Source organism: Pseudomonas sp. KU43P (genome assembly GCF_033095865.1).
Lineage (GTDB): Bacteria > Pseudomonadota > Gammaproteobacteria > Pseudomonadales > Pseudomonadaceae > Aquipseudomonas.
In genome coordinates this window covers 4,066,694-4,088,850 of record NZ_AP019365.1, presented here as the reverse complement: position 1 = coordinate 4,088,850, position 22,157 = coordinate 4,066,694, and the positions used below count along the sequence as shown (strand labels likewise).

The 22,157-nt window shown below is 61.9% G+C and carries 22 protein-coding genes and 1 pseudogene; 10 read left to right on the top strand and 13 right to left on the bottom strand.

The features are described 5' to 3' along the window. Nucleotides 1–585, bottom strand: a complete 585-nt coding sequence (locus KU43P_RS18695) for a PilZ domain-containing protein (protein WP_317658944.1) — start codon at nucleotides 583–585, stop codon at nucleotides 1–3. 93 nt (nucleotides 586–678) lie between these two features. Between KU43P_RS18695 and KU43P_RS18690 the strand changes: the two genes are divergently transcribed. The 3 genes from KU43P_RS18690 to KU43P_RS18680 are packed head-to-tail and all read left to right on the top strand — an operon-like array spanning nucleotide 679 to nucleotide 3,902. Then, nucleotides 679–1,929, top strand: coding sequence for a lipoprotein-releasing ABC transporter permease subunit (locus KU43P_RS18690; protein ID WP_317658943.1), 1,251 nt, complete (start codon nucleotides 679–681; stop codon nucleotides 1,927–1,929). Between the two features lie 7 nt (nucleotides 1,930–1,936). Beyond that, the gene (gene lolD / locus KU43P_RS18685) at nucleotides 1,937–2,620 is read left to right on the top strand and encodes a lipoprotein-releasing ABC transporter ATP-binding protein LolD (protein WP_317658942.1); all 684 of its coding nucleotides are present in this window, start codon (nucleotides 1,937–1,939) and stop codon (nucleotides 2,618–2,620) included. A 40-nt stretch (nucleotides 2,621–2,660) separates the two neighbouring features. Further along, nucleotides 2,661–3,902: a lipoprotein-releasing ABC transporter permease subunit gene (locus tag KU43P_RS18680; RefSeq protein WP_317658941.1), complete on the top strand. Its 1,242-nt coding sequence runs from the start codon at nucleotides 2,661–2,663 to the stop codon at nucleotides 3,900–3,902. A gap of 568 nt (nucleotides 3,903–4,470) precedes the next feature. On the opposite strand, the gene KU43P_RS18675 is transcribed toward KU43P_RS18680, so the two are convergent. Together KU43P_RS18675 and cinR are read right to left on the bottom strand one after the other, a co-directional pair. Continuing rightward, on the bottom strand, nucleotides 4,471–5,808 hold the full coding sequence (locus KU43P_RS18675; RefSeq protein ID WP_317658940.1) for a heavy metal sensor histidine kinase: 1,338 nt from the start codon (nucleotides 5,806–5,808) through the stop codon (nucleotides 4,471–4,473). Next, nucleotides 5,808–6,488, bottom strand: coding sequence for a two-component system response regulator CinR (cinR, locus tag KU43P_RS18670; RefSeq protein ID WP_317658939.1), 681 nt, complete (start codon nucleotides 6,486–6,488; stop codon nucleotides 5,808–5,810). Before cinR ends, KU43P_RS18675 begins: the two co-directional genes overlap by 1 nt. A 158-nt stretch (nucleotides 6,489–6,646) precedes the next feature. On the opposite strand from cinR, the gene KU43P_RS18665 reads away from it, so the two are divergent. Then, nucleotides 6,647–7,150 (top strand): cupredoxin family protein, encoded by a 504-nt coding sequence (locus KU43P_RS18665; RefSeq protein ID WP_317658938.1) that lies wholly within the window; start codon nucleotides 6,647–6,649, stop codon nucleotides 7,148–7,150. Nucleotides 7,151–7,218: 68 nt separating this feature from the next. Next, complete coding sequence (gene queF / locus KU43P_RS18660) at nucleotides 7,219–8,049, top strand: NADPH-dependent 7-cyano-7-deazaguanine reductase QueF (protein WP_317658937.1); 831 nt, start codon at nucleotides 7,219–7,221, stop codon at nucleotides 8,047–8,049. Between the two features lie 40 nt (nucleotides 8,050–8,089). Here the strand turns inward: queF and KU43P_RS18655 are convergent, their stop codons facing one another. Further along, nucleotides 8,090–8,353 carry a DUF4404 family protein gene (locus KU43P_RS18655; RefSeq protein ID WP_004376395.1) on the bottom strand — a complete coding sequence of 88 codons (264 nt, stop codon included), beginning with the start codon at nucleotides 8,351–8,353 and terminating at the stop codon, nucleotides 8,090–8,092. A gap of 123 nt (nucleotides 8,354–8,476) precedes the next feature. Next, on the bottom strand, nucleotides 8,477–9,040 hold the full coding sequence (locus KU43P_RS18650; protein WP_317658936.1) for a phosphonoacetaldehyde phosphonohydrolase-related protein: 564 nt from the start codon (nucleotides 9,038–9,040) through the stop codon (nucleotides 8,477–8,479). A gap of 189 nt (nucleotides 9,041–9,229) precedes the next feature. Between KU43P_RS18650 and KU43P_RS18645 the strand changes: the two genes are divergently transcribed. The 3 genes from KU43P_RS18645 (at nucleotide 9,230) to rssC (ending at nucleotide 11,892) form a co-directional block, all read left to right on the top strand. After that, nucleotides 9,230–9,937: a VacJ family lipoprotein gene (locus tag KU43P_RS18645; RefSeq protein WP_317658935.1), complete on the top strand. Its 708-nt coding sequence runs from the start codon at nucleotides 9,230–9,232 to the stop codon at nucleotides 9,935–9,937. A gap of 294 nt (nucleotides 9,938–10,231) precedes the next feature. After that, nucleotides 10,232–11,413 carry a two-component system response regulator RssB gene (gene rssB, locus KU43P_RS18640; protein ID WP_317663862.1) on the top strand — a complete coding sequence of 394 codons (1,182 nt, stop codon included), beginning with the start codon at nucleotides 10,232–10,234 and terminating at the stop codon, nucleotides 11,411–11,413. Beyond that, nucleotides 11,410–11,892 carry an anti-sigma factor antagonist RssC gene (gene rssC, locus KU43P_RS18635; protein ID WP_186555062.1) on the top strand — a complete coding sequence of 161 codons (483 nt, stop codon included), beginning with the start codon at nucleotides 11,410–11,412 and terminating at the stop codon, nucleotides 11,890–11,892. Before rssB ends, rssC begins: the two co-directional genes overlap by 4 nt. Before the next feature lie 113 nt (nucleotides 11,893–12,005). Here the strand turns inward: rssC and KU43P_RS18630 are convergent, their stop codons facing one another. The 3 genes from KU43P_RS18630 to dusA form a co-directional block, all read right to left on the bottom strand. Further along, nucleotides 12,006–13,856 carry an alkaline phosphatase D family protein gene (locus KU43P_RS18630; RefSeq protein WP_317658934.1) on the bottom strand — a complete coding sequence of 617 codons (1,851 nt, stop codon included), beginning with the start codon at nucleotides 13,854–13,856 and terminating at the stop codon, nucleotides 12,006–12,008. Between the two features lie 136 nt (nucleotides 13,857–13,992). Continuing rightward, entirely contained in the window at nucleotides 13,993–14,919 is a 927-nt protein-coding gene (tal, locus tag KU43P_RS18625; RefSeq protein ID WP_317658933.1) for a transaldolase, read from the bottom strand. 277 nt (nucleotides 14,920–15,196) lie between these two features. Continuing rightward, on the bottom strand, nucleotides 15,197–16,207 hold the full coding sequence (dusA, locus tag KU43P_RS18620; protein ID WP_317658932.1) for a tRNA dihydrouridine(20/20a) synthase DusA: 1,011 nt from the start codon (nucleotides 16,205–16,207) through the stop codon (nucleotides 15,197–15,199). A 102-nt stretch (nucleotides 16,208–16,309) separates the two neighbouring features. On the opposite strand from dusA, the pseudogene KU43P_RS18615 reads away from it, so the two are divergent. Beyond that, nucleotides 16,310–16,489: pseudogene (locus KU43P_RS18615) on the top strand (site-specific integrase); the annotation flags it as partial. Between the two features lie 114 nt (nucleotides 16,490–16,603). On the opposite strand, the gene KU43P_RS18610 reads toward KU43P_RS18615, so the two are convergent. Beyond that, nucleotides 16,604–18,163 carry an arylsulfatase gene (locus KU43P_RS18610; protein WP_317658931.1) on the bottom strand — a complete coding sequence of 520 codons (1,560 nt, stop codon included), beginning with the start codon at nucleotides 18,161–18,163 and terminating at the stop codon, nucleotides 16,604–16,606. On the opposite strand from KU43P_RS18610, the gene KU43P_RS18605 reads away from it, so the two are divergent. Next, nucleotides 18,157–18,498, top strand: coding sequence for a hypothetical protein (locus tag KU43P_RS18605; protein WP_317658930.1), 342 nt, complete (start codon nucleotides 18,157–18,159; stop codon nucleotides 18,496–18,498). The two genes, KU43P_RS18610 and KU43P_RS18605, sit on opposite strands and share 7 nt — an antisense overlap. 32 nt (nucleotides 18,499–18,530) lie before the next feature. On the opposite strand, the gene arsH is transcribed toward KU43P_RS18605, so the two are convergent. The 4 genes from arsH to KU43P_RS18585 all read right to left on the bottom strand — a co-directional run bounded on the left by arsH (nucleotide 18,531) and on the right by KU43P_RS18585 (nucleotide 22,033). Beyond that, the gene (arsH, locus tag KU43P_RS18600; protein WP_317658929.1) at nucleotides 18,531–19,232 is read right to left on the bottom strand and encodes an arsenical resistance protein ArsH; all 702 of its coding nucleotides are present in this window, start codon (nucleotides 19,230–19,232) and stop codon (nucleotides 18,531–18,533) included. 14 nt (nucleotides 19,233–19,246) lie between these two features. Then, nucleotides 19,247–19,717 carry an arsenate reductase ArsC gene (locus KU43P_RS18595; protein WP_317658928.1) on the bottom strand — a complete coding sequence of 157 codons (471 nt, stop codon included), beginning with the start codon at nucleotides 19,715–19,717 and terminating at the stop codon, nucleotides 19,247–19,249. A gap of 22 nt (nucleotides 19,718–19,739) precedes the next feature. Further along, on the bottom strand, nucleotides 19,740–20,087 hold the full coding sequence (locus KU43P_RS18590; protein WP_317658927.1) for a metalloregulator ArsR/SmtB family transcription factor: 348 nt from the start codon (nucleotides 20,085–20,087) through the stop codon (nucleotides 19,740–19,742). Between the two features lie 173 nt (nucleotides 20,088–20,260). After that, on the bottom strand, nucleotides 20,261–22,033 hold the full coding sequence (locus KU43P_RS18585) for a phosphoethanolamine transferase CptA (RefSeq protein WP_317658926.1): 1,773 nt from the start codon (nucleotides 22,031–22,033) through the stop codon (nucleotides 20,261–20,263). Between the last annotated feature and the right edge of the window lie 124 nt (nucleotides 22,034–22,157).

Sequence of the window (22,157 nt, the reverse complement as noted above, 5' to 3'; positions counted from 1 at the left end):
TCAGGAGGCGGGGTCGTTCTGCTCCAGCTGCTGGCGCCGCTGTTGTTGCTGACGCTGCAGGATGTAGCGGGCCAGCAGTTGGCGCTGGGCGTCGGTCATGTCGATGAATTCGGTACCGACCTCGTAGTCGCCTTCCGGGCGCGGGTCGCAATGGGTGACCCTGCCGCGCAGCAGCAGGCCGTGAGCACGTGGCATCAGCACCATCTTCACCTTGACCCGGGTGCCGGGGGCGATCTGCTGGGGCTGGGCGAACTCGATGCCGCCCTCGGAGATGATCACGTGCTGCGGCTGGCCGATCTCGCCAATCAGGCTTTGCGCGACCACCGCGCTGAGCAGGTCGAGGCGTTTGTTCTGCGCCCGCAGGAAAGCCGCCAGGGTGCGGTCCTTCTCGCTCAACTGGCGCAGCAGGTGTTGTGACTCGAAGTCTGACAGGTGCAGCTCGCTGAGCAGGTTGAACAGCGGTGAATCATCCTGCAACAGTTCTGGCTCAAGGGCTTCGGCCGCGCTCAAGGGGCTTATTTCCAGTGCGATCCGATCTTCGATGCGGTAGTATTCGCGGCGATCTTCTTCGTCTAATGTCGTCATGGCGAACCCATGGTAGCGGCGGTGGTCCGAGTGTAAAGCCGCCACAGGCGCCTCGCCACAAGGACGTTCCCTTTCATCCGAACAAGCCCCGACATGTTCAGACCTCTTTTCGCATTCATCGGTACGCGTTATACCCGTGCCAAGCGCCGTAATCACTTCGTCTCGTTCATTTCCCTGACCTCGATGATCGGCCTCGCCCTGGGCGTGGTGGTGATGATCGTGGTGCTCTCGGTCATGAACGGTTTCGACCACGAGATGCGTACCCGCGTGCTGGGCATGATCCCGCATGCCACGCTGGAGAGCGGCCAGCCGATCAACGACTGGCCTGCCCTTGCCCAACAAGTAAAGCAGAATCCGCAGGTGCTGGCGGTTGCGCCATACACCCAGATGCAGGGCCTGCTGACCCATGACGGCAAGGTGCAGAAGGTGCTGCTCAACGGCATCGACCCTGGCCGTGAGCGTGAAGTGTCGATCATCGACAACTTCATCCAGCAAGGCCGCCTCGACCAACTGGCACCGGGCGAGTGGGGCATCATGATTGGCGACAAGGCCGCCGCCAAGCTGGGCGTGGCCGTCGGCGACAAGCTGACCTTCGTCGCCCCCGAGGTCAGCGTGACCCCGGCCGGCATGTTCCCGCGCATGAAACGCTTCACGGTGGTCGGCACCTTCCACGTCGGTGCGGGCGAGATAGACGGCTATCTGGGCCTGACCAACATCGCCGACCTGTCGCGCCTGCACCGCTGGAAGGCCGACCAGGTACAGGGCCTGCGGCTGAAGTTCGACGACCTGTTCCAGGCACCACGGGTGGCCTGGAGCATCGCCCAACAGCTGGGTGACCAGGAGTACTACAGCCGCGACTGGACACGTACCCACGGCAACCTGTATCAGGCGATCCGCATGGAAAAGGCCATGATCGGCCTGTTGTTGCTGCTGATCGTCGCAGTGGCAGCGTTCAACATCATTTCCACCCTGGTGATGGTGGTCAACGACAAGCGCGGTGACATCGCCATCCTGCGCACCCTGGGCGCCACACCCGGGCAAATCATGGCCATCTTCATGGTCCAGGGCACGGTGATCGGGGTGATCGGCACCTTGATCGGCGCCGTGGTCGGGATCGTCGCCGCGCTCAATGTCAGCGCGGTGATCGCCGGCATCGAGAAACTGATCGGGCACAAGTTCCTCAACGCCGACGTGTATTTCATCGATTACCTGCCGTCGCAGATCCAGGCCCAGGACGTGTACATGGTCTGCGGTGCGGCGTTGGTCCTGAGTTTCTTCGCCACCCTGTACCCGGCCTGGCGTGCGGCCCGCACCCAGCCTGCAGAGGCGCTACGTTATGAGTGAGTCGCGCATGAGTGATAAAGCCGTTCTGAGTTGCCGCAACCTGGGCAAGTCCTACGACGAGGGCCCGGAGTCGGTGCAGGTGTTGTCCGGCCTCAATCTCGAGCTGCACGCCGGTGAGCGGGTGGCCATCGTCGGCAGTTCGGGCTCGGGCAAGAGTACCTTGCTCAACCTGCTGGGCGGCCTCGACCGGCCGACCCAGGGCAGCGTCTGGCTGGCCGGCGAAGAACTGTCGGCTCTGGGCGAACGTGCCCGCGGCCTGTTGCGCAACCGCGAGTTGGGGTTCGTCTACCAGTTCCACCATCTGCTGCCCGAGTTCACTGCCATGGAGAACGTGTGCATGCCGCTGCTGATCGGCCGCACCGCGATCCCCGAGGCCCGTGAACGTGCCGAGGCGCTGCTCAAGCGCGTGGGCCTGAGCCACCGCCTGCACCACAAGCCGGCCGAGCTGTCCGGTGGCGAGCGCCAGCGTGTGGCCATCGCCCGCGCCCTGGTCAACCGGCCGGGCCTGGTGATGCTCGACGAGCCGACCGGCAACCTCGACCACCACACCGCCCAGGGTATTCAGGAATTGATGCAGGAGCTGTCCAGTTCCTCGCGCACGGCGTTCCTGGTAGTGACCCACGACCTCAACCTGGCGCGCCAGATGGACCGCGTGCTGAAGCTCGACGACGGCCATCTGGTCGCGATCTGAGCCAGGCCGCCCCACCTTTTTTCATTGGGTATTTTCGTACATGTTCAGACCCTTGCCCTTGTTCATCGGTGCTCGCTACACCCGTGCCAAGCGCCGCAACCATTTCATCTCGTTCATCTCGATGACCTCGATGATCGGCCTGTCGCTGGGCGTGCTGGCGATGATCGTGGTGCTGTCGGTGATGAACGGCTTCCAGCGCGAGATGAGTTCGCGGATTCTCGGCCTGGTGCCGCATGCCGCGATTCTCGGAGTGCAGCCGCTGGACGACTGGCGCGCGACCGCCGACGCTGCGTTGAAGGACCCTGCCGTGATGGCGGCGGCGCCCATTACCGAGATGGAGGGGATGCTCTCCTACAAGGGCGCGATGCAGCCGATTCAGGTCAGCGGTATCGATCCGGCCGAAGAAGGCAAGGTGTCGATCGTCGGCCAGCACATCGTTCAAGGCCGCCTGCAGGCTTTGCAGCCGGGGGAGTACGGCGTGGTGATCGGTGAGCTGACCGCACGGCGTTTTCGTCTCAATACCGGCGACAAACTGACCCTGATCGTCCCGGAGATCAGCAAGGAGCCGGGCGGCATCACCCCACGCATGCAACGCCTGACCGTGGTCGGTATCTTCAAGGTGGGTGCCGAACTCGATGGCTCCCAGGCCTACATGCACGTGGCCGATGCTGGTGAGATGCAGCACTGGGCGCCGGGCCAGGTACAGGGCGTGCGCCTGAAGCTGCACGACCTGTATGCCGCGCCGCAGGTGTCCAAGGCTATTGTCGCGGGGTTGGGCGATGCCTACCGCGCCGATGACTGGTCGCACACCCAGGGCAGCCTGTTCAGCGCCATGAAGATGGAAAAGACCATGATCGGTCTGTTGCTGCTGATGATCATTGCCGTGGCGGCGTTCAACATCATCGCCACCCTGGTGATGGTGGTGAACGACAAGGGCCCGGACATCGCCATCCTGCGCACGCTGGGTGCCACGCCGGCGCAGATCATGGGCACGTTCATGGTCCAGGGCAGCCTGATCGGCATCGTCGGCACGCTGATCGGCGGGGTGCTCGGGGTGATTGCCGCGTTCAATGTCAGCCAGATCGTCGGCTGGCTGGAGCGGGTGAGCGGGCAGCACATCTTTACCTCGGATGTGTACTTCATCAGCAGCTTGCCGTCCGAGCTGCAGTGGGGGGATGTGGCAATCATCTGTGTGGCGGGTCTGGTGATGAGTTTCCTGGCGACCCTTTATCCGGCGTACCGGGCATCGCAGGTGCAGCCGGCGATCGGGTTGGCTGTCTGATGTTGGCTTGAGGGCCCTATCGCCGGCAAGCCGGCTCCCACAGGTGCAGCGGTGCGCCTGTGGGAGTTGGCTTGCCAGCGATGGGCTGCGAAGCAGCCCCGAATTCACTGACACTCGGGCAGCTCTCACAGGTACAGCGGTGCGCCAAATCTGTGGGAGCTGGCTTGCCAGCGATGGGCTGCGAAACAGCCCCGAATTCACTGACACTCGGGCAGCTCTCACAGGTGCAGCGGTGCGCCAAACCTGTGGGAGCTGGCTTGCCAGCGATGGTCTGCGAAGCAGCCTCGGATTCACTGACACTCGGGCAGCTCTCACAGGTACAGCGGTGCGCCAAATCTGTGGGAGCTGGCTTGCCAGCGATGGGCTGCGAAGCAGCCTCGGATTCACTGACACTCGGGCGCTCACACAGGTACAGCGGTGCGCCAAATCTGTGGGAGCTGGCTTGCCAGCGATGGGCTGCGAAGCAGCCTCTAATTCACCGATACTCGGGCAGCTTTCACAGGTGCAGCGATGCGCCAAACCTGTGGGAGCTGGCTTGCCAGCGATGGGCTGCGAAGCAGCCCCGAATTCACTGACACTCGGGCAGCTCGATCACAAACCGCGTCCACCCATCCTCGCACTCAGTCCGAATGCTCCCGCCATGGGCCTGCACGATCGACCGGGTAATCGCTAAGCCCAACCCCGCATGCTCGCTACTGCCTTCGCGCCGCGACGGGTCCACCCGATAGAACCGATCGAACAGCCGAGGCAAGGAAGCAGCCTCGATCGGCGCCCCAGTATTGGCCACGCAAATCCGTAACCCCGGTTCCAGTGTCACGCGGATCTGCCCACCGGCAGGGGTAAACCGCAAGGCATTGTCGAGCAGGTTGGACAGGGCTCGGCGCAGCATGTGCCGATCACCCCGCAGCATCGCCTCACCTTCACGCACCAGCGCGACCTCGCCGTCCTCGGCCAGCGGCGCGTAGTACTCCAGCAGTGCGTCCACTTCCTCATGCAATGCCAGTGATGCCTGCCCCGGCACCAGCAGGCCGTGGTCGGCCTTGGCCAGGAACAGCATGTCGTTGATCATCTGCGCCATCCACTGCAACTCCTCCAGGTTGCCGTGCAGCGCCTCGCGGTATTCCTCGAGGCTGCGCGGGCGGGTGAGGGTGACCTGGGTATGCGTCAGCAGGTTGGACAGGGGCGTGCGCAGCTCATGGGCGATGTCGGCGGAAAACGCCGACAGGCGCTGGAAGGCATCGTCCAGACGTTGCAACATGGCATTCACGGTGCAGGCCAGCTCCGCCAGTTCTTCGGGCATCTGCTCCACAGGAAGGCGGGTGGTCAGGGAACGCGCCGAAACGCTGTCTGCCACCTTGCCCATCTGGCGCAACGGCCGCAAACCGCGCCGCGCCGCCCAGGCGCCGAGCAATGCCGTGGCCAGCGCCGACAGGCCCACGGTGAACCAGATCAGGCGCTGCATGCCCTGCAGGAAATGCTGGTGGTGGGTGATGTCGAGGAACAACGTCAGCCGGGCACTTTCGTTCAGCGGCACGGCCAGGCTGCGGTAGTCGACACCTTCGGCATGCACGGTCGCCAATCCCGTGCCTGTGGGGGCCTCGGGCAGGGGGGTGCGGCTGGCGTACCAAGGCGTGCCGTCTCTGCCGGTGATGCGCAAGGCCAGGTCGGCCTGGTGGCTCAGCTCATTGCGCAGGACAGGTAGCCGACTGTTCATGTCGGCCGGGCTGTTCAGGCCGGCTAGCTGGGTGCGGAACAACGACACGCGCGATTCGAGCAGTTGCTGGTCCAGTTCGATGAAGTGCTGCTGGCTGGCGTGGCTGAACAGCAAGCCGGCACCCAGAGAAACGGCAGCGGTGCAGGCCGCGAACAGCAGTGCCAGGCGGTTGCCGAGGGAAAGCCTGCGCATCAGTCGGAGCGCTCCTCGAGTACATAGCCCATTCCGCGCACGGTATGGATCAGCTTGGTGGGGTGTGGGTCATCGAGTTTGAGGCGCAGCCGGCGGATCGCTACTTCGATGACATTGGTGTCACTGTCGAAATTCATGTCCCATACCTGCGAGGCGATCAGCGACTTGGGCAACACTTCGCCCTGGCGGCGCAACAGCAGTTCGAGCAAGGCGAACTCCTTTGCGGTCAGGTCGATGCGCTGGCCCGCGCGTTCGGCGCGGCGGCGCAGCAGATCCAGGCGCAGGTCGGCCAGGGCCAGAGTGGTGTCCAGGCTGGGGCTGGTGCCGCGGCGCAGCAGGCTGCGGACCCGGGCCAGCAGCTCGGAGAATGCGAACGGTTTGACCAGGTAATCGTCGGCGCCCAGTTCCAGGCCATGCACGCGGTCTTCCACGGCGTCGCGGGCGGTGAGGAACAGCACCGGGGTATCCAGCCCGGCCTGGCGTACCGCCTGGAGAATCTGCCAGCCGTCGCGGCCCGGCAGCATCACGTCGAGGATCAGCAGGTCATGATCGCCGGTCAGGGCCAGGAACTGGCCGGTTTCGCCGTCGGTTGCCAGTTCGGTGGCGAAACCAGCTTCGTTGAGGCCCTGGCTCAGGTACTGGCCGGTGCGGGCCTGGTCTTCGACGATCAACAGTTTCATGCGGTATCCGCGGTCCGTGTGTGTGCTGTGATGGCTGAAATGATACGTGACTATGCCCAGCGTCGCCGAAGCTGACAAAGTTGTAATCTTCCCGTCAGGTAGCTGCCAGTCAGCCCTCAATAAAGTGGCCTTATCCCGTTGAAAGTTCTGGAGTCATCATGAAGCACCTGTTCATCGCCGCCACGCTTGCCATGGCAAGCCTGCCCGTTTTCGCAGGCGAAGCGAACACCTTCGCTTTCGGCGAGCCGGCCCCGGCGGCCAAGGCCACCCGCACCGTTGAAATCGTGCTCAAGGACATTGCCTTCGAGCCGAAGAGCCTGCAGGTCAAGGCCGGCGAAACCGTGCGTTTCGTGCTGATCAACCAAGGCCAGCTACCCCATGAATTCAATCTGGGCGACAAGGCCATGCATGCCGAGCACCAGAAGCAGATGCTCGCCATGCAAGGCAAGATCTTCACCGCTGGCATGAACCACGAAGGCATGGACCACGGTCAGATGGATCATGGCGCCCACGGCCACGATGCAGGCAACACCGTGCTGGTGCAGCCCGGCCAGCGCGCCGAGCTGACCTGGACCTTCCGCAAGTCCGCCCCTATCGAGTTCGCCTGCAATGTGCCGGGGCATTACCAGGCCGGCATGGTCGGGCCGCTGACCATCGAGTGATCTGCGCTCCAAGGCGGAGGGTAAAACCGGTAAACTAGGGGCAATTCCGAACCTTCAGGTCAGTTTCCATGCACCCTGCTGCCGAACACTCTCCGCTGGGCAAGTCCAGCGAATACATCGCCACCTACACGCCTTCGCTGCTGTTCCCGATCCCGCGCACGGCCAAGTGGGCCGAACTGGGCGTGACTGCTCAGACCCTGCCATGGCAGGGCGTGGACTACTGGAACTGCTTCGAGCTGTCCTGGCTGCTGCCGTCCGGCAAGCCGGTGGTGGCGATTGGCGAATTCGCCATTCCGGCCGACTCGCCGAACATCATCGAGTCGAAGTCGTTCAAGCTGTACCTCAATTCGCTGAACCAGACGGTGTTCACTTCGATTGGCGAGCTGCGTGCGTGCCTGGAGAAGGACTTGTCGACAGCGGCTGGCAAGCCGGTGGGTGTGCAGGTACACACCCTGGCTGAAGTCGAGGCACAAGGCGTGACGGCGCTGCCAGGGCAGTGCATCGATGCGCTGGAGGTGGCGATCAGCAACTACGAACAGCCGCAGCCCGAACTGCTGCAGTGCAACCCTGAGAAGGTCGTGGAAGAGACCGTGCACAGCCACCTGCTCAAGTCCAACTGCCCGGTGACCGGCCAGCCTGACTGGGGCAGTGTGGTGGTGGAATACAAGGGCAGGGCACTGGATCACGCCAGCCTACTGACCTACCTGATCAGCTTCCGCCAGCATGCCGATTTCCACGAGCAGTGCGTGGAGCGGATCTATCTTGACCTGAAGAACCTGCTGCAACCGGAGCATCTGACGGTGTATGCGCGCTATGTGCGCCGTGGGGGGCTGGATATCAACCCGTATCGCAGTACTGGGGCAATCAGCCCGAAGAACCTGCGTCTGGTTCGTCAGTAAACTTTGAATGACTGGGGCCGCTTTGCGGCCCCAGGCTGATTCAGATACCCATGCTGTGCAGCGAGTTGGCAATGCTGCGCAGGGTGGCGGTCAGGTCGGGGTGATCGGCTTCGAAGCGTTCGATCGCCAGGTTCACGCCGTCAACCAGGTTATTGTCCGGTGTGGCTTCTTCGAGCTTGAGCTGCGCCTCGATCTGTCTGGCCTCCTCATGCAGCGCGGCCAGCTCTTCATCCGAAAGCGGTACGTTTCTATCCAGTTGCTCGCGCAAGCTGTTCAGGCGCTCTTGCAATTCGCGGGCAGGCATTGGCTGTTCTCCATCAATGGCTTGGCAAGGCATGGACCTCAGCGAAGCGGCAAAGGTTCGCGCCTGTCTCCAAGCGTAATCCACTCGCCGTCGCTTTGCATGATCCGCATCAATGTGCCTGTATCAGGGTTTTTCACCCTTGCGCCGGCGCTGGGCGATGTCCATGAGGCAGGTGTCCAGCGCTTCGAGGTGGTCGATCACCGAGTGTACGCCCAGGCGAAACAGTTCGAGTGTGGCCTTGCCGCGGGCCAGCTCCTGCTCTTGTGGGGTCATGGCCTGCCACGCTTGTGAACCAAGGTCGCAGGAAGGGCTGCAGGCGGCCAGGCCGATGGTCCACAGCCCGGCATTGAGCCCCGACTGCAGCAGCTGTGGCTCGCCGCTGACCAGCACACAGCCGTCCAGCCGTTCGCTGTCGAGGGTCATCAACGCTTGCCAGCAGGCGTTGGGCGCTGGCCAGTGCACGCCATTGACCCGCTGGCCCGGCAGCCACGCGGGCAAAACGCTGGCCAGGCGCTGGCTTTGCGCGTTGCTCAGGTCATCCAGCCAGATGCACGGCACCTGCTGGCGACGCAGGCTGGCCAATGCATCGAGTGCGCCGGGGGTGGGCAGGGGGCTGCCGTTGGCGGCCTGGACCAGGCAACCGCGCAGGCCGAACAGCACAGCGGTGAAGGCGGATGCATCGTGCATGGCAACGACCCTGAAATAGTTCGCAGGCTATTCGCTGATTGTTACGGAACGGTGACGGCAACAGATGTTCACAAAATATTGAGCAAAAATGTGTAAAGCTGTTTATCAGCCCGCAAGCCTCTATACTGCCGCCTTACCAGAGCGCGACCCGTTGCGCTTGCGGCCAAGAAATTCGATGGAGAATCATCTATGCGTAGGATCGGTGCCGGTGTGATCGAGCGAGTCACCCAGGCCTGTGTCTGTGCCAGCCTGCTGCTGGCACCTGTGGCGGCCACCCAGGCGGCCACCGAGGAAGATCCTTGGGAGGCGGTCAACCGGCCGATCTTCCGTTTCAACGATACCCTCGACACATATGCCCTCAAGCCATTGGCCAAAGGCTATCAGGCGGTGACCCCGCAGTTCCTTGAGGACGGCATTCACAACATCTTCCGCAACCTGGGCGATGTCACCAATCTCGCCAACGATTTGCTGCAGCTCAAGCCTCATGCGGCGGGCGTGGACACGGCGCGGTTGATCGTCAACACCACCTTCGGCCTGGGCGGCTTCTTCGACGTCGGCACCAAGATGGGCCTGACGCGCAACGACGAAGATTTCGGCCAGACCTTGGGCTACTGGGGCGTACCAAGCGGCCCTTACGTGGTGATCCCGCTGCTGGGCCCGAGCACCGTGCGTGACGGCCTGTCCAAGTACCCGGACACCTACACCAAACCCTACCGCTACATCGACCACGTGCCGACCCGCAATTCGATCTTCGCGCTGGACGTCGTCGACACGCGTGCCAGCCTGTTGTCAGCGGAAAAGCTGATTCAGGGCGACAAGTACATCTTCATTCGCAACGCCTACCTGCAGAACCGCGAGTTCAAGGTCAAGGACGGCGAAGTCGAAGACGATTTCTGATTCGTGCGCTAGTGGAAAAGGCGACCTTCGGGTCGCCTTTTTTGTCACTGTACTCGTCTTTCTTATAACTGCCGGGAATTTGCAATTCAAACTGCAAGCGAGTCGACTCTCGTATGCTTGAAACGCCTGGCGGATGGGAGTACCGTCTGCGCCTTACGAGGTACCTCTGCTGGTTGCCTGGCCTGCGTTATTGGCCTACAACTCAAGTAGAGCGTTACTACAGAGAATTCCAGCAGTCGGATGTCAGCCTTGCAGACGCCCCTGCATCACCCCAAATCGGCGCCGTTCGCCCACATGCAGAAAATCAGTGCAACGCTGCTGATCATCGATGATGACGACGTGGTCCGTGCGAGCCTCGCCGCCTATCTGGAAGACAGTGGCTTCAGCGTCCTTCAGGCCAGTAACGGCCAGCAGGGGCTCCAGGTCTTCGAAGAACACCAGCCCGACCTCGTGATCTGCGATCTGCGCATGCCGCAGATGGGCGGCCTCGAGCTGATCCGCCAGATCAGCGAGCGCGCGCCGCAGTTGCCGGTGATCGTGGTGTCCGGTGCCGGCGTGATGAGCGATGCGGTCGAGGCCTTGCGCCTGGGCGCGGCGGATTACCTGATCAAGCCGTTGGAAGACCTGGCCGTGCTCGAGCACTCGGTACGCCGGGCCCTCGATCGTTCTCGCCTGGTGCTGGAAAACCAGCGTTACCGCGACAAGCTGGAAGCGGCCAACCGCGAGCTGGAGGCCAGCCTGCATCTGCTGCAGGAGGACCAGAACGCCGGGCGCCAGGTGCAGATGAACATGCTGCCGGAAAGCCCCTGGGCTGCTGGCGAGTTCAGCTTCGAGCACCAGATCATTCCGTCGCTGTACCTGTCGGGTGATTTTGCCGACTACTTCCGCGTGGATGAACGGCGTATTGCTTTCTACCTGGCCGATGTTTCCGGGCATGGTGCTTCGTCGGCGTTCGTGACCGTGCTGCTCAAGTTCATGACCACGCGGCTGCTGTTCGAGCTCAAGCGCACCCGAAACCGTGAGTTCAAGCCCTCCGAAGTGCTCAGCCACATCAACCGTGGGCTGATCAACTGCAAGCTGGGCAAACACGTGACCATGGTCGGCGGGGTGATCGACGAAGAGACCGGCCTGCTGACCTACGCCGTTGGCGGCCACTTGCCGTTGCCGGTGCTGTACACCCCGGGCCAGGCGCGTTACCTCGAAGGCCGTGGCCTGCCAGTGGGGTTGTTCGAAGAGGCGACCTACCAGGACCTGGTGATCGAACTGCCGCCGCAGTTCAGCCTGAGCTTGATGTCCGATGGCATTCTGGACCTTTTGCCAGGTGACACGCTCAAAGATAAAGAAGCCTCCTTGCCGGATATCGTCAAGGCAGCGGGTGGCAGCCTGGATGGGCTGCGCCAACGATTCGGATTGGCTACGCTTGGGGAGATGCCGGATGATATCGCCCTATTGGTGTTGAGCAGGAACCTTCAATGAGTACCGGTAGAATTCAGTTCGCCGAGCAAAGCGGTACCTTTGTACTGAAATTCGTCGGCGAAGTACGCCTGACCCTGTGTTCGGCACTGGATGCGACGATCGAGAAGATCTTCACTGCGCTGAACTTTTCGGCCATCGTCATCGACCTGACCGAAACCGAGAGCATCGACAGCACCACCCTGGGCCTGCTGGCCAAACTGTCGATCCTGTCGCGGCAGAAGGTTGGGCTGCTGCCCACCGTGGTCACCACCAACCCCGACATTTCGCGGTTGCTGCAGTCCATGGGCTTCGATCAGGTGTTCAACATCGTCGATCGCCCGGTACCGTGCCCGGAATGCCTGACCGACCTTCCGTCTCAGGACCAGAACGAGGATGTGGTGCGTTCCAAGGTGCTGGAGGCGCACAAGATCCTGATGGGCTTGAACGATTCCAACCGTGAAGCTTTTCATGACCTGGTAAGCGCGCTCGAGCGCTCCTGATCTTGAGCCTGCTGCCGCCGGCAAGCGGGCTACCAGCGATAGCAATCTAACCCCTTTGTGGTAGCCGGCATGCCGGCGATGAGGCCACAAAAGCCTCCATCAATTCCCCTTGATCACACCTGCCTCGACACAAACTCGGTCGGCTCATCCTCCTTGGCACTCAGCTGAAACACCCGCACCGGCCGCCCCTGCTCATCGAAGAACACCTGCCCCAACCCCGCTCCATTCCACAGCCGCTCCCCGGCCTTGCTGTGGCTGGGCGTGCGCGGCACCACTTGCATCTCTCTGCGCTTGGTAAACCAGTTGAGCGGCGAGCGCGGCGAATAGAGCCATCGGTTGAACCGGTCCAGCACATCCAGCAAGCGCCGTGGAAATTCGTTCTTGATCCCGCTGCTGGTGACCTGCCAAAGGTGCGGAGAGCGTTGACGGTGGCGGATCAGCACCTCGTAGACGAACGAATAGTGCACATCGCCCGACAGAACCACGTAATGCCCTGGCGTGCGCGAGTGTCGGAAGATGTTCAACACCACCTGCGCCGCGCCGCGGTGAGCCATCCAGTTCTCGGCATCCACCAGCAGCGGGTAGCCCAGCCAGCTGAAGACTCGCTGTACCGTCTCGATCAGCTTCACTCCGAAGATGGGCGCCGGCGAGACGATGATGGCCGATGGGTGGTCCAGCAGCGCCTGCTGCAGCTCGCACAGCGCTTCCCAGTCGAGCAAACCGGAAGGCTTGGCCAGGTCGCTTTCGCTGCGCCAGCGGCGCGTGCGGGTGTCCAGCACCAGCAGCGGCGGGTTGCTCGGCAGGCTGAATTGCCAGCCCTGGAAGCGCAGCAGTTCGTCGATCAGAGCGTCCTGGGGTTGGTTGCCCAGTTGCAGGCATTGCCCGATCAGTACCTGGCAGCCATCCGGGTCGTTACCCCATGCCTGGCACAGCAGATAGCCCAGCAGGGCATTGCCGATGATGCGCCGCGAGAAGGGGTGGCCGTAGGCGGTTTGTTCCCATTGGGCCGAGAGGTTCCAGTCGTCGGTGATGTCATGGTCGTCGAAGATCATCAGGCAGGGCAGGTGAGCCATCACCCGTGCCACTTGGTCGAGGTCGGCGGCAAACGACTCGATCAGCGGCAGCTCCTGGCGGTAGCGTGCCTGATGGGGTTCGGCGAGCCCGGCGGGCATCTTCAGGCTGACCAGTTGCCAAGGCACGGGCGACCACACCAGCAGATACATGGCCAGCACCTCGGCGAAGGTGACCAGGTGATTGTCGGCGTTGCTGGAGGAGAAGATCGGCTTGCGCTTGCCGCCGAAGAAGCGCTCGCGCAGGGTTTCGTTGCGCGCCTGGGCCGGCAGCAGGTCGGCGCGGTGGTAATAGCTGGCCGGGTGACGGTAAAGCGCCTGGCTATCGCTGACCACTGCACCTTGCAGCGCTTCGTCGTACAGCCCCAGGCGTTCTATCAGCGAATGAATCGCCCGCAGCATCGGCCCGGCGACATCGTCGGCATACACCTGGTCGCCTGTCATCAGCAGCACGGCAGGGCGCTCTTGCGGGCTTTGGCAGGCCTGCAGCAGGCGGTCGGCGCACAGCAAGCCATCGCGGGCTGGGTGGTGCGGTTTACGGCAGGACCCGTGCAGCAGCTGGTCCAGGCGGCCGCGTAGCACCAGGCTCGGGCGCTTGCTGCCAGGGTAGAGCAGGTGCGGCGCCCAGTCGGCGATGCCGAGGCTTTCGATGAGCAGGTCGTACTCGAGGGCGACATCGCCGGGCAGCGGCTGGCTGAAGCGGATGTCCAGCAGGTGGATGAAGGCATGCTGGCCTATCGGGATGACCTGGCAATCCACCTTGGCCGGGGCGTCCATTACGAATTCCGGCTGCAAGGGTTGCGTGCCGACCAGCCAGATGGCCAGGCGTTGGGGTTCGAGGCGGCGCAGTATCGGGCCGGCGAGCACTTGGGGCAGTGGTGCAGAAGAGGTCATCGACAGCTCGGGGCTAGGCGGATGTCTTCGCCGGCTTGCTCTGCGAAGAGGTCCTTGAATTCAACACGAATAGGGCAAACAAAAACGGGCGGAAAATGCTGAACATTTCCCGCCCGCCTGGCAAACCCGAGATGTATCAGGCTTTTTCAGCCATCAACTTCTCCAGCTTCTCCTGGTCCCGTGCAAACTGGCGGATACCCTCGGCCAGCTTCTCGGTACCCATGGCATCTTCGTTCATCGCCCAGCGGAACTGGCTTTCGTTCAGCACTTGCCTGGCTTCACCGGCATTGCCCGGCTTGAGCACCTGTGGCAGCTCGCCGTGGTCGTCGCTGAGCTGTTGCAGCAGCTCCGGGCTGATGGTCAGGCGGTCGCAGCCGGCCAGTTGTTCGATCTGGCCGATGTTGCGGAAGCTGGCGCCCATGACCACGGTGTCGTAGCCATTGGCCTTGTAGTAGTTGTAGATGCGCGTGACCGACTGCACGCCCGGGTCTTGGGCGCCGACGTATTCCTGGCCGGTGCTTTTCTTGTACCAGTCATAGATACGGCCCACGAACGGCGAAATGAGGAACACACCGGCATCGGCGCAGGCCTGGGCCTGAGCGAAGGAGAACAGCAGGGTCAGGTTGGTCTGGATGCCTTCCTTTTCCAGCTTCTCGGCGGCGCGAATGCCTTCCCAGGTAGAGGCCAGCTTGATCAACACGCGGTCTTTCGAAACGCCGGCGGCATCGTACAGGTTGATCAATTGACGGGCCTTGTTCAGCAGGGCTGGCTCATCGAACGAAAGGCGGGCATCCACTTCGGTGGATATACGCCCTGGAATGACTTTCAGAATGCCCGACCCCACGGCCACCGCGAACTTGTCGCAAGCCGCGTCGACATCGCCCTTGGCATCGGCCTTCACCTGCTTGAGCAGGTCGGCGTAGCCCGGGATGGCAGCAGCCTTGAGCAGCAGTGACGGGTTGGTGGTGGCATCGACCGGTTTGAGGCGGGTGATGGCGTCCAGGTCCCCGGTGTCGGCGACCACGGTGGTGAACTGCTTGAGTTGTTCCAGCTTGGAGGTCATGGGCGTGCTCTGTCCTGTGCAATGGCTCGACATTACCCGAGCCCCGACGGCCGCTCAAGGGGCCTTTGGGGCGGTGGCGAATTGTCGAAGGTGATGATTCGAGTCACCCGCCAGCACGAGGTTCCCCACGCCGGACAACGGCGTGCAGTCCTGAGGCTGCTGTGAGAGCACTTTGTGGGAGCTTGCTTGCCGGCGATCACCGGCCAAGCCGGTGCCATGCACCTCAGCGCCTGCATCGCCGGCAACCGGCTCCCACAAAAAAGGGGAGCGTGAAAGCTCAGCGCCCCTGCAACAACTCCGCCGCCTGATCGAACACCACCAATGGCTCCGCCGCCTTGTGAATATCCGCCGACAGCAACTGCCGGAACCGCCGCGCGCCCTTGAACCCCTGTCCGAGCCCGAGAATATGCCGGGTGATGTGATGCATCGCCCCCCCATTTTCCATGTGCGCAACGACGTAAGGCCGCAACTGCTCCATCGCCTCGCTACGGCTGACCACTGCCGCATCGCTGCCAAACAGCTGCTGATCCACCTCTGCCAGCAGGTATGGGTTGTGGTATGCCTCGCGCCCCAGCATCACCCCATCGAACGTCTCAAGATGCGCCTGGCACTCCGCCAAGGTCTTGATCCCGCCGTTGAGCACAATCTCCAGGTCAGGGAAGTCCGCCTTCAACTGCGCTGCCACGTCATAGCGAAGCGGCGGAATCTCCCGGTTCTCCTTGGGCGATAGCCCTTCGAGAATCGCGATCCGCGCATGCACGGTAAAACTGCGGCAGCCCGCCTCACGCACCTGGCCGACGAAGTCGCACAGCTCGGCATAGCTGTCGCGGCCATTGATGCCGATGCGGTGCTTGACCGTTACCGGTGTCGACACTGCATCCCGCATGGCCTTCACGCAATCGGCCACCAGCGCCGGGTGGGCCATCAGGCAGGCACCGATCATGTTGTTCTGCACTCGGTCGCTCGGGCAGCCGACGTTGAGGTTGACCTCGTCATAGCCCGCGTCCTCGGCCAGGCGCGCACAGGCCGCCAGGTCGGCCGGCACACTGCCGCCCAGTTGCAGGGCCAGCGGGTGCTCGGACACGTCGTGGCGCAGGAAACGGTGGGCGTCGTTGTGCAGCAGGGCGCCGGTGGTGACCATTTCGGTGTAGAGCAGGGTGTGCTTGGAGAGCAGGCGCAGGAAGAATCTGCAGTGCCTATCTGTCCAATCCATCATCGGTGCAACGCTGAAGCGGCGGGACGGCTCAGGGCGCGTGGTTTGTGGCTTTGAGGCTGATTCTAGGGGCATTCTGGTCTACACAGGTTGTACCATTTTTCAGGTTTTCGGGCGGTTTTGGTGTGACGGTTAATCGAAGTAACACCGCCAGCCACGCTCGTATAACCGAAAATCATGGCAACGATTAGAGCAAGGAAAAAGGCCGATGGAACGGTTAGCTATACCGTTCAGATCCGCCTCAAGAAAAAGGGTGTCCTAGTCTACCAATACTCTCGGACATTCGCCTGCAAGCAGGCTGCTCAAGGCTGGGCGAAGCGACGAGAGACCGAGTTGGCGGACCCAGGCGCGATCGACGAAATGGATTGGAGTACCCTGTGCGGATCGAGTGTTTCCACCATCGTGACTGGCGGAAGAATACGATAGGCCCGCACAGTCGTACTGGCGGGCCTCGCAGTTATCGCGCAGGATTTACTGCGTTTTGTTCTGGTAAGTCATGAACTTCTCCACCATCTGGTCGACGGTGAAAGTAGCCGGGCGCTGGCGCGGCGGGAACTCCTTGAAGGTGCCAAGGAACTGCTGCACCCGGATCATCGCTGGCAGGGCCACCACGGCGACCTTCTTGTCCCACCAGACGTTGTAGCTGTTGGAGTCGGTATCGGCACGTTCGAATGGGTCTCGGCGCAGGTTGAATACTTTGGGAATTCGCAACTCGATGAAAGGGTCGCGCCAGACGTCGAAACGCTGTGCACGCTGCTCTGCGAACACGATCTTCCAGTCGCCATCGCGCATGCCCAGCAACTGGCCGTCATCGCTGAAGTAGTAGAAGTCGTTGCGCGGTCCCTTGTCGGCCTGGCCTTGCAGGTACGGCAGGAAGTTGTAGCCGTCCAGGTGAACTTTGAATTGCTTGGGCCCTGCGGTGTAACCCTTGAGCAGTTGCTCCTTCACATCATTGACGCCGGCTGCAGCCATGAGTGTCGGCAGCCAGTCCTGGGCGGACATGATTTCGTTGGAGATACTGCCAGCCTGGATATGGCTCGGCCAGCGCACTACCGCCGGAACCCGGAAGCCACCTTCCCAGTTGGTGTTCTTCTCGCCACGGAAAGGGGTGATGCCGGCGTCGGGCCATTGGTTGAAGTGCACGCCGTTATCGGTGGTGTAGAGCACTATGGTGTTATCGGCGATGCCCAGATCATCGAGTTGCTTGAGCAATTGGCCGACGTGCCCGTCATGCTCGACCATACCGTCGTTATAGAAGCCTTGCCCGGACTTGCCCACTGCCTTGTCGCTGATGTGCGTGTAGTAGTGCATGCGGCTGGAGTTGAACCAGACGAAGAACGGTTTATCGGCCTTCACGGCCTTGTCGATGAAGTTCTTCGACGCCTGCAGGAACTCCTCATCGACCGTTTCCATGCGCTTGCTGTTGAGTGCGCCTACATCCTCGACTTTGCCATCGGCGAAGCTATGGATGATCCCGCGCGGGTGAATCAATTTGTCGATGTCGGGATTCTTGGTCCAGTCGGGGTCTTCTGGCCCCTCCTCGGCATTGAGGTGATAGAGGTTACCGAAGAATTCGTCGAATCCGTGGTTGGTCGGGAGGAACTCGTCACGATCACCCAAGTGGTTCTTGCCGAACTGGCCGGTCATGTAGCCCAGTGGTTTGAGCAGTTCGGCCAGAGTGGGATCGGCCTTCTGGATACCCACTGGCGAGCCTGGAATGCCCACCTTGGTAAGACCGGTGCGCACCGGATGCTGGCCGGTAATGAATGCGGCACGTCCGGCAGTGCAACTTTGCTCACCGTAGTAATCGGTGAACATCATCCCCTCGTTCGCCAATCGGTCGATGCCTGGGGTCTTGTAGCCCATCATCCCGTGGCTGTATTTGCTGATGTTGGAGATGCCAATGTCGTCGCCAAAAATAACCAGGATGTTCGGTTTGTCGCTGGCAGATGCCAGAGTCGGCAGGGACAGGCTTGTGAGCGCCAAGGCGGCGATGGCGAACCAGCGACTCAAGAGCGTGCGAGATGTCATTGGTGCATGACCTTTTTTTTCATGGGTGGGCTGCCGCAGGGGCAGTGCCAAAAATGGATAAAAAAGATCACCCACCGTCGCCGGCATTACTCAAGAACCGCAACAGGCCGGTGGAGTGTTTTCTTTTGCCGCAAGTGTTGGAGATGAAACGACTTCTGCTCTTGTCATTTGACGTCATCAAATTTGCATTTGACGTCATCAAATTTGCATTTGATGTCAAGCTCGGAAAAGAAGAACTTCGGAATTGCGGGAGTGGGGCGTACATCCAGATGTGTGGGTTGTATTGGAATACGAGCCCACACGCCATGACTCGCCCACTGCGGCCATCAAAATAGTGCCTGACAAGTGCGGCTTTCAAATCACCCGATCAGATAGCCCGCTGATTCACCCGCGAAGACAACGCCTCGGCACTCTCCTTACGCTCCGAGTACCGATCTACCAGAAAGTCTTGCCGATCACGCAACAACAGGGTGAACTTCACCAACTCCTCCATCACATCCACCACCCGGTCGTAATACGCCGAAGGCTTCATCCGCCCAGCCTCATCGAACTCCATGTAGGCCTTGGGCACCGAGGACTGGTTGGGGATGGTGAACATGCGCATCCAGCGCCCCAGCACCCGCAGCTGGTTAACCACATTGAACGACTGCGACCCACCGCACACCTGCATCACCGCCAAGGTCTTGCCCTGGGTAGGGCGAACTGCGCCAAGTGCCAGGGGTATCCAGTCGATCTGCGCCTTGAACACGGCAGACAGTGCGCCGTGGCGCTCCGGCGAACACCAGACCTGCCCCTCGGACCACTGCACCAGGTCGCGCAGCTCCTGCACCTTGGGATGTTCGACGGGCACATCGTCAGGCAAGGGCAGCCCGGAAGGGTTGAAGATCCGGGTTTCGGCACCGAAGTGTTCGAGCAGGCGTGCGGCTTCTTCCACCAGCAGGCGGCTGAAGGAGCGTTCCCGGGTCGAACCGTAGAGCAACAGGATACGCGGCTTGTGGTCGCTGCTGCGGGTCGAAGCTGGCGGCAGATCGAACAGTGAAAGGTCGAGGTTGGGCAGTTCTTCTGGCATGGGATTCCTCCTGCTCAGAGCGTGCCGATCCGCTCCAGCTCACGCTTGAGCTGGTCGCGGTCGAGTGCGTTGAAAGGCAGTGCGAAGAAGGCTTGGAAGCGTTTTTCGATATGCGCGAGGGTGGCGCCGAAAGCGGCATCGATGGAGGCCTCGTCGCCGGTGACATCGGACGGATCCTCCAGGCCCCACTGAGCTTTCAGCGCGGGGCCGAAGTACACCGGGCAGGCTTCACTGGCGGCCTTGTCGCAGACGGTGACGACGATATCGGGCGGGTTGTCCTCGAAAGCGTCGTTACCTTTGCTGCTGAGGCCTTCGGTGGAAATACCGGCCTGCTGTAGCGTGACAAGGCTGCGCGGCAGCACCTGGCCCTTGGGGAAGCTGCCGGAACTGATCGCCTCGAACCCGACGGGTGCCATATGGTTGAACAGGGCTTCGGACAAGATGCTGCGGCAGCTGTTGGCCGTGCACATGAACAGGACTCGCATGGAAGGCTCCTCGTGGGATCGGTCAGCAACAGGCAGTGTCGCGTAGCGGCCTGCCGTTCATGTTCTGCAGGCGTGAGGCGTTGGCTTGCAGCCATTGTTCGTTGGCCTGCAACGTTACCTTCAGCACATCGTGCACCCAGGCAGGCAGTTCAGGGTTTAGCCGGTAATAAACCCACTGGCCTTGGCGGCGGTCGAGCAACAGGCCGCTGCTGCGCAGTTGTGCCAGGTGACGGCTGACTTTCGGTTGGCTGTCATCCAGGGCGCACATCAGCTCGCAGACGCACAGCTCGCCCAGGCGGGCGATGAGCAGCGTGGCGCGGGCGCGAGTCTCGTCGGACAAGCTTTTGAAGACCTCGGGTGGGGTAATCATGGCTGGGCCTTATATATATGGAAAATCGAATATACGAATTTCCATATATAAAATGCAAGCCTGTGGGGATCGCGCAAGGGCGCTGGGAAAAGGTCGTGCAGGGGAGGGGCCGTGCGACAGGTCTGGTTTTACCCAGATTGCCGCACGGCTGGCTTTGAGTAGGCGGTAATGGCTCAGTGCTTGCCCGCTTGCTGCTGGCTGATGCCTGCGGTTTCCTGCACCCGTTCGGCCTTGTCCAGGGGCAGTTGGTCGAACTCGTGCAGCCCATCCTTGCGGTACGGGTCGCCGATCCAGCGTGGCGCGACAGCGAACTGCGAACTCACCAGGCTCTTCGCCGGCTCGAAGCGGTCATAGCTCAACCCGGCCAGGTCCGACAGCGTGTGGATCAGGTGTGAACTGCTGTAGGGCCGGTTGGCCTGGGCCTGGAGGTCACGAGGGTGGTCGGCCTGCCAGCTGGGGGAGGTCCACAGCAGGAACGGGATGGTGTACATCGGGCGGGTCGGGGCGCCTTCGTTGCGGCCCAGGCGGTCATGCTTGCCGGAGCTGTAGACGTCCTCGCCGTGGTCCGACAGGTACATCAGGAAGCCATTGGGCGTGGTGGCCGAGTAGCGCTTGATCAGGCTCGATACCACGTAGTCGTTGTAGCGCACCGCGTTGTCATAGAAGTTGTAGGTTTCTACCTGGCTGTCGCTCAGCGCACTCGGCACGCCCTGGCGGTCGGTGAAGTGTGCGTAGTCTTTCGGGTAGCGATAGCGGTAGTCCATGTGCGTGCCGAGCAGATGGATGATGATGAACTTGTTCTTCGCCGGGTCCTGCAGGGCCTTTTCGAAGGGGGCGAGCACCACGTCGTCGTACTGCCTGGCGTTCTGGTTGCGCTGGTTGTTCAGGTACGCCTGCTCGTCCGTCTGCTGGGAGAAGGTGGTGAGCATGGTGTTGCGCTTGGTCATGGTCTGTTGGTTGGTGATCCAGAAGGTCTTGTAGCCTGCCTGTTTCATCAGGTTGATCAGCGACGGGTCGGTCAGGAACCGGTCGGGGTTCTGCTCGTCGCCGAAGGTCAGGATCTGCTGCATGACCTCGATGGTATACGGACGCGGCGAAACCACGTTCCTGAACACGGTCAGGCCCTTGTCGGTGGCCGCCAGGGCGTCGAGGTTGGGCGTGGTGTCGCGGTTGTAGCCATACAGGTGCATGTGTTCGCGGGTGGTCGATTCGCCAAGGATCAGTACCAGGGTGCGCGGGGTGTCACCGCTGCTGTCCTTGAGTTGCTGCAAGGGCGGCAGCGCAGCGTTCTTGGCCAGCAGGCCCTGCATGTTGTCGAGCTGCTGGCGATACTGCTTGTAGCCCACCAGTAGTTGCCAGGGCACCGCCGGCTCCATGCGTTGCTGGACCTTCTCAACGGCATCGGCGAAGTTGCGTTCCTGCTTGACCATCTGCTTGTAGAACGGGAACACCAGGTTGGCAGCCAGCAACAGCACCACCACGGGCAGGCGGCTGCGCAGCGGCAGGGTGACCGGGCGAATGCGTTTCCACAGCAGCACGGCGCCCACGGTGTACAGCAGCAGCGCCAGCATCAACCAGATGTTGAAGTACTGGCTGAAGTATTCCCCGGCTTCGGCGGTGTTCGACTCGAACATCACGAAGATCACGCTTTGCGAGAATTCCTGGCGATAGATGCCGAAGTAGCTCAGCCCGACCAGCGAGGCAGCCCACAGCACCAGACCGATGACGGCGGCGGTGGCGCGGGTGAAACGCGGTAACAACAACACCGGGGCAAGCCACAGGGTGCTGAGGAACAAGGCGTCACGGAAGCCGGCAAAGCCGGTCGTGCCACTGAACAGCAAGAGCGCCTGGGTGACGCCGGAGAAATACCAGAAGAACAGCAGGAGCCAGCCCAGGCCGGCCCAGTCCACGCGTTTGGGCGTGGATGGGGATGCAGTGTTTGCCACGTTTGCCTCGTAGAACCATGGCGGCCGCCAAATGGGCGTGCTGCCTGAAAGGCCGTGACGCTAATCTGCAACACGTGAAAATTACGTCAATGGAACGTGGAAAATGTACGAGGCAACGTTGGCA

Bases quoted from the DNA above. Each gene is read 5' to 3' on its own strand.
- KU43P_RS18650 (WP_317658936.1), bottom strand. From the start codon at position 9,040: ATGCACGATGCATCCGCCTTCACCGCTGTGCTGTTCGGCCTGCGCGGT.
- arsH (WP_317658929.1), bottom strand. From the start codon at position 19,232: ATGCCAGAAGAACTGCCCAACCTCGACCTTTCACTGTTCGATCTGCCG.
- KU43P_RS18590 (WP_317658927.1), bottom strand. From the start codon at position 20,087: ATGATTACCCCACCCGAGGTCTTCAAAAGCTTGTCCGACGAGACTCGC.
- KU43P_RS18675 (WP_317658940.1), bottom strand. From the start codon at position 5,808: ATGCGCAGGCTTTCCCTCGGCAACCGCCTGGCACTGCTGTTCGCGGCC.
- lolD (WP_317658942.1), top strand. From the start codon at position 1,937: ATGAGTGATAAAGCCGTTCTGAGTTGCCGCAACCTGGGCAAGTCCTAC.
- KU43P_RS18695 (WP_317658944.1), bottom strand. From the start codon at position 585: ATGACGACATTAGACGAAGAAGATCGCCGCGAATACTACCGCATCGAA.
- queF (WP_317658937.1), top strand. From the start codon at position 7,219: ATGCACCCTGCTGCCGAACACTCTCCGCTGGGCAAGTCCAGCGAATAC.
- rssC (WP_186555062.1), top strand. From the start codon at position 11,410: ATGAGTACCGGTAGAATTCAGTTCGCCGAGCAAAGCGGTACCTTTGTA.
- dusA (WP_317658932.1), bottom strand. From the start codon at position 16,207: ATGCCCCTAGAATCAGCCTCAAAGCCACAAACCACGCGCCCTGAGCCG.
- tal (WP_317658933.1), bottom strand. From the start codon at position 14,919: ATGACCTCCAAGCTGGAACAACTCAAGCAGTTCACCACCGTGGTCGCC.
- KU43P_RS18645 (WP_317658935.1), top strand. From the start codon at position 9,230: ATGCGTAGGATCGGTGCCGGTGTGATCGAGCGAGTCACCCAGGCCTGT.
- KU43P_RS18605 (WP_317658930.1), top strand. From the start codon at position 18,157: ATGTCATTGGTGCATGACCTTTTTTTTCATGGGTGGGCTGCCGCAGGG.
- cinR (WP_317658939.1), bottom strand. From the start codon at position 6,488: ATGAAACTGTTGATCGTCGAAGACCAGGCCCGCACCGGCCAGTACCTG.
- KU43P_RS18610 (WP_317658931.1), bottom strand. From the start codon at position 18,163: ATGACATCTCGCACGCTCTTGAGTCGCTGGTTCGCCATCGCCGCCTTG.
- KU43P_RS18680 (WP_317658941.1), top strand. From the start codon at position 2,661: ATGTTCAGACCCTTGCCCTTGTTCATCGGTGCTCGCTACACCCGTGCC.
- KU43P_RS18595 (WP_317658928.1), bottom strand. From the start codon at position 19,717: ATGCGAGTCCTGTTCATGTGCACGGCCAACAGCTGCCGCAGCATCTTG.
- KU43P_RS18630 (WP_317658934.1), bottom strand. From the start codon at position 13,856: ATGACCTCTTCTGCACCACTGCCCCAAGTGCTCGCCGGCCCGATACTG.
- KU43P_RS18690 (WP_317658943.1), top strand. From the start codon at position 679: ATGTTCAGACCTCTTTTCGCATTCATCGGTACGCGTTATACCCGTGCC.
- rssB (WP_317663862.1), top strand. From the start codon at position 10,232: ATGCAGAAAATCAGTGCAACGCTGCTGATCATCGATGATGACGACGTG.
- KU43P_RS18665 (WP_317658938.1), top strand. From the start codon at position 6,647: ATGAAGCACCTGTTCATCGCCGCCACGCTTGCCATGGCAAGCCTGCCC.
- KU43P_RS18655 (WP_004376395.1), bottom strand. From the start codon at position 8,353: ATGCCTGCCCGCGAATTGCAAGAGCGCCTGAACAGCTTGCGCGAGCAA.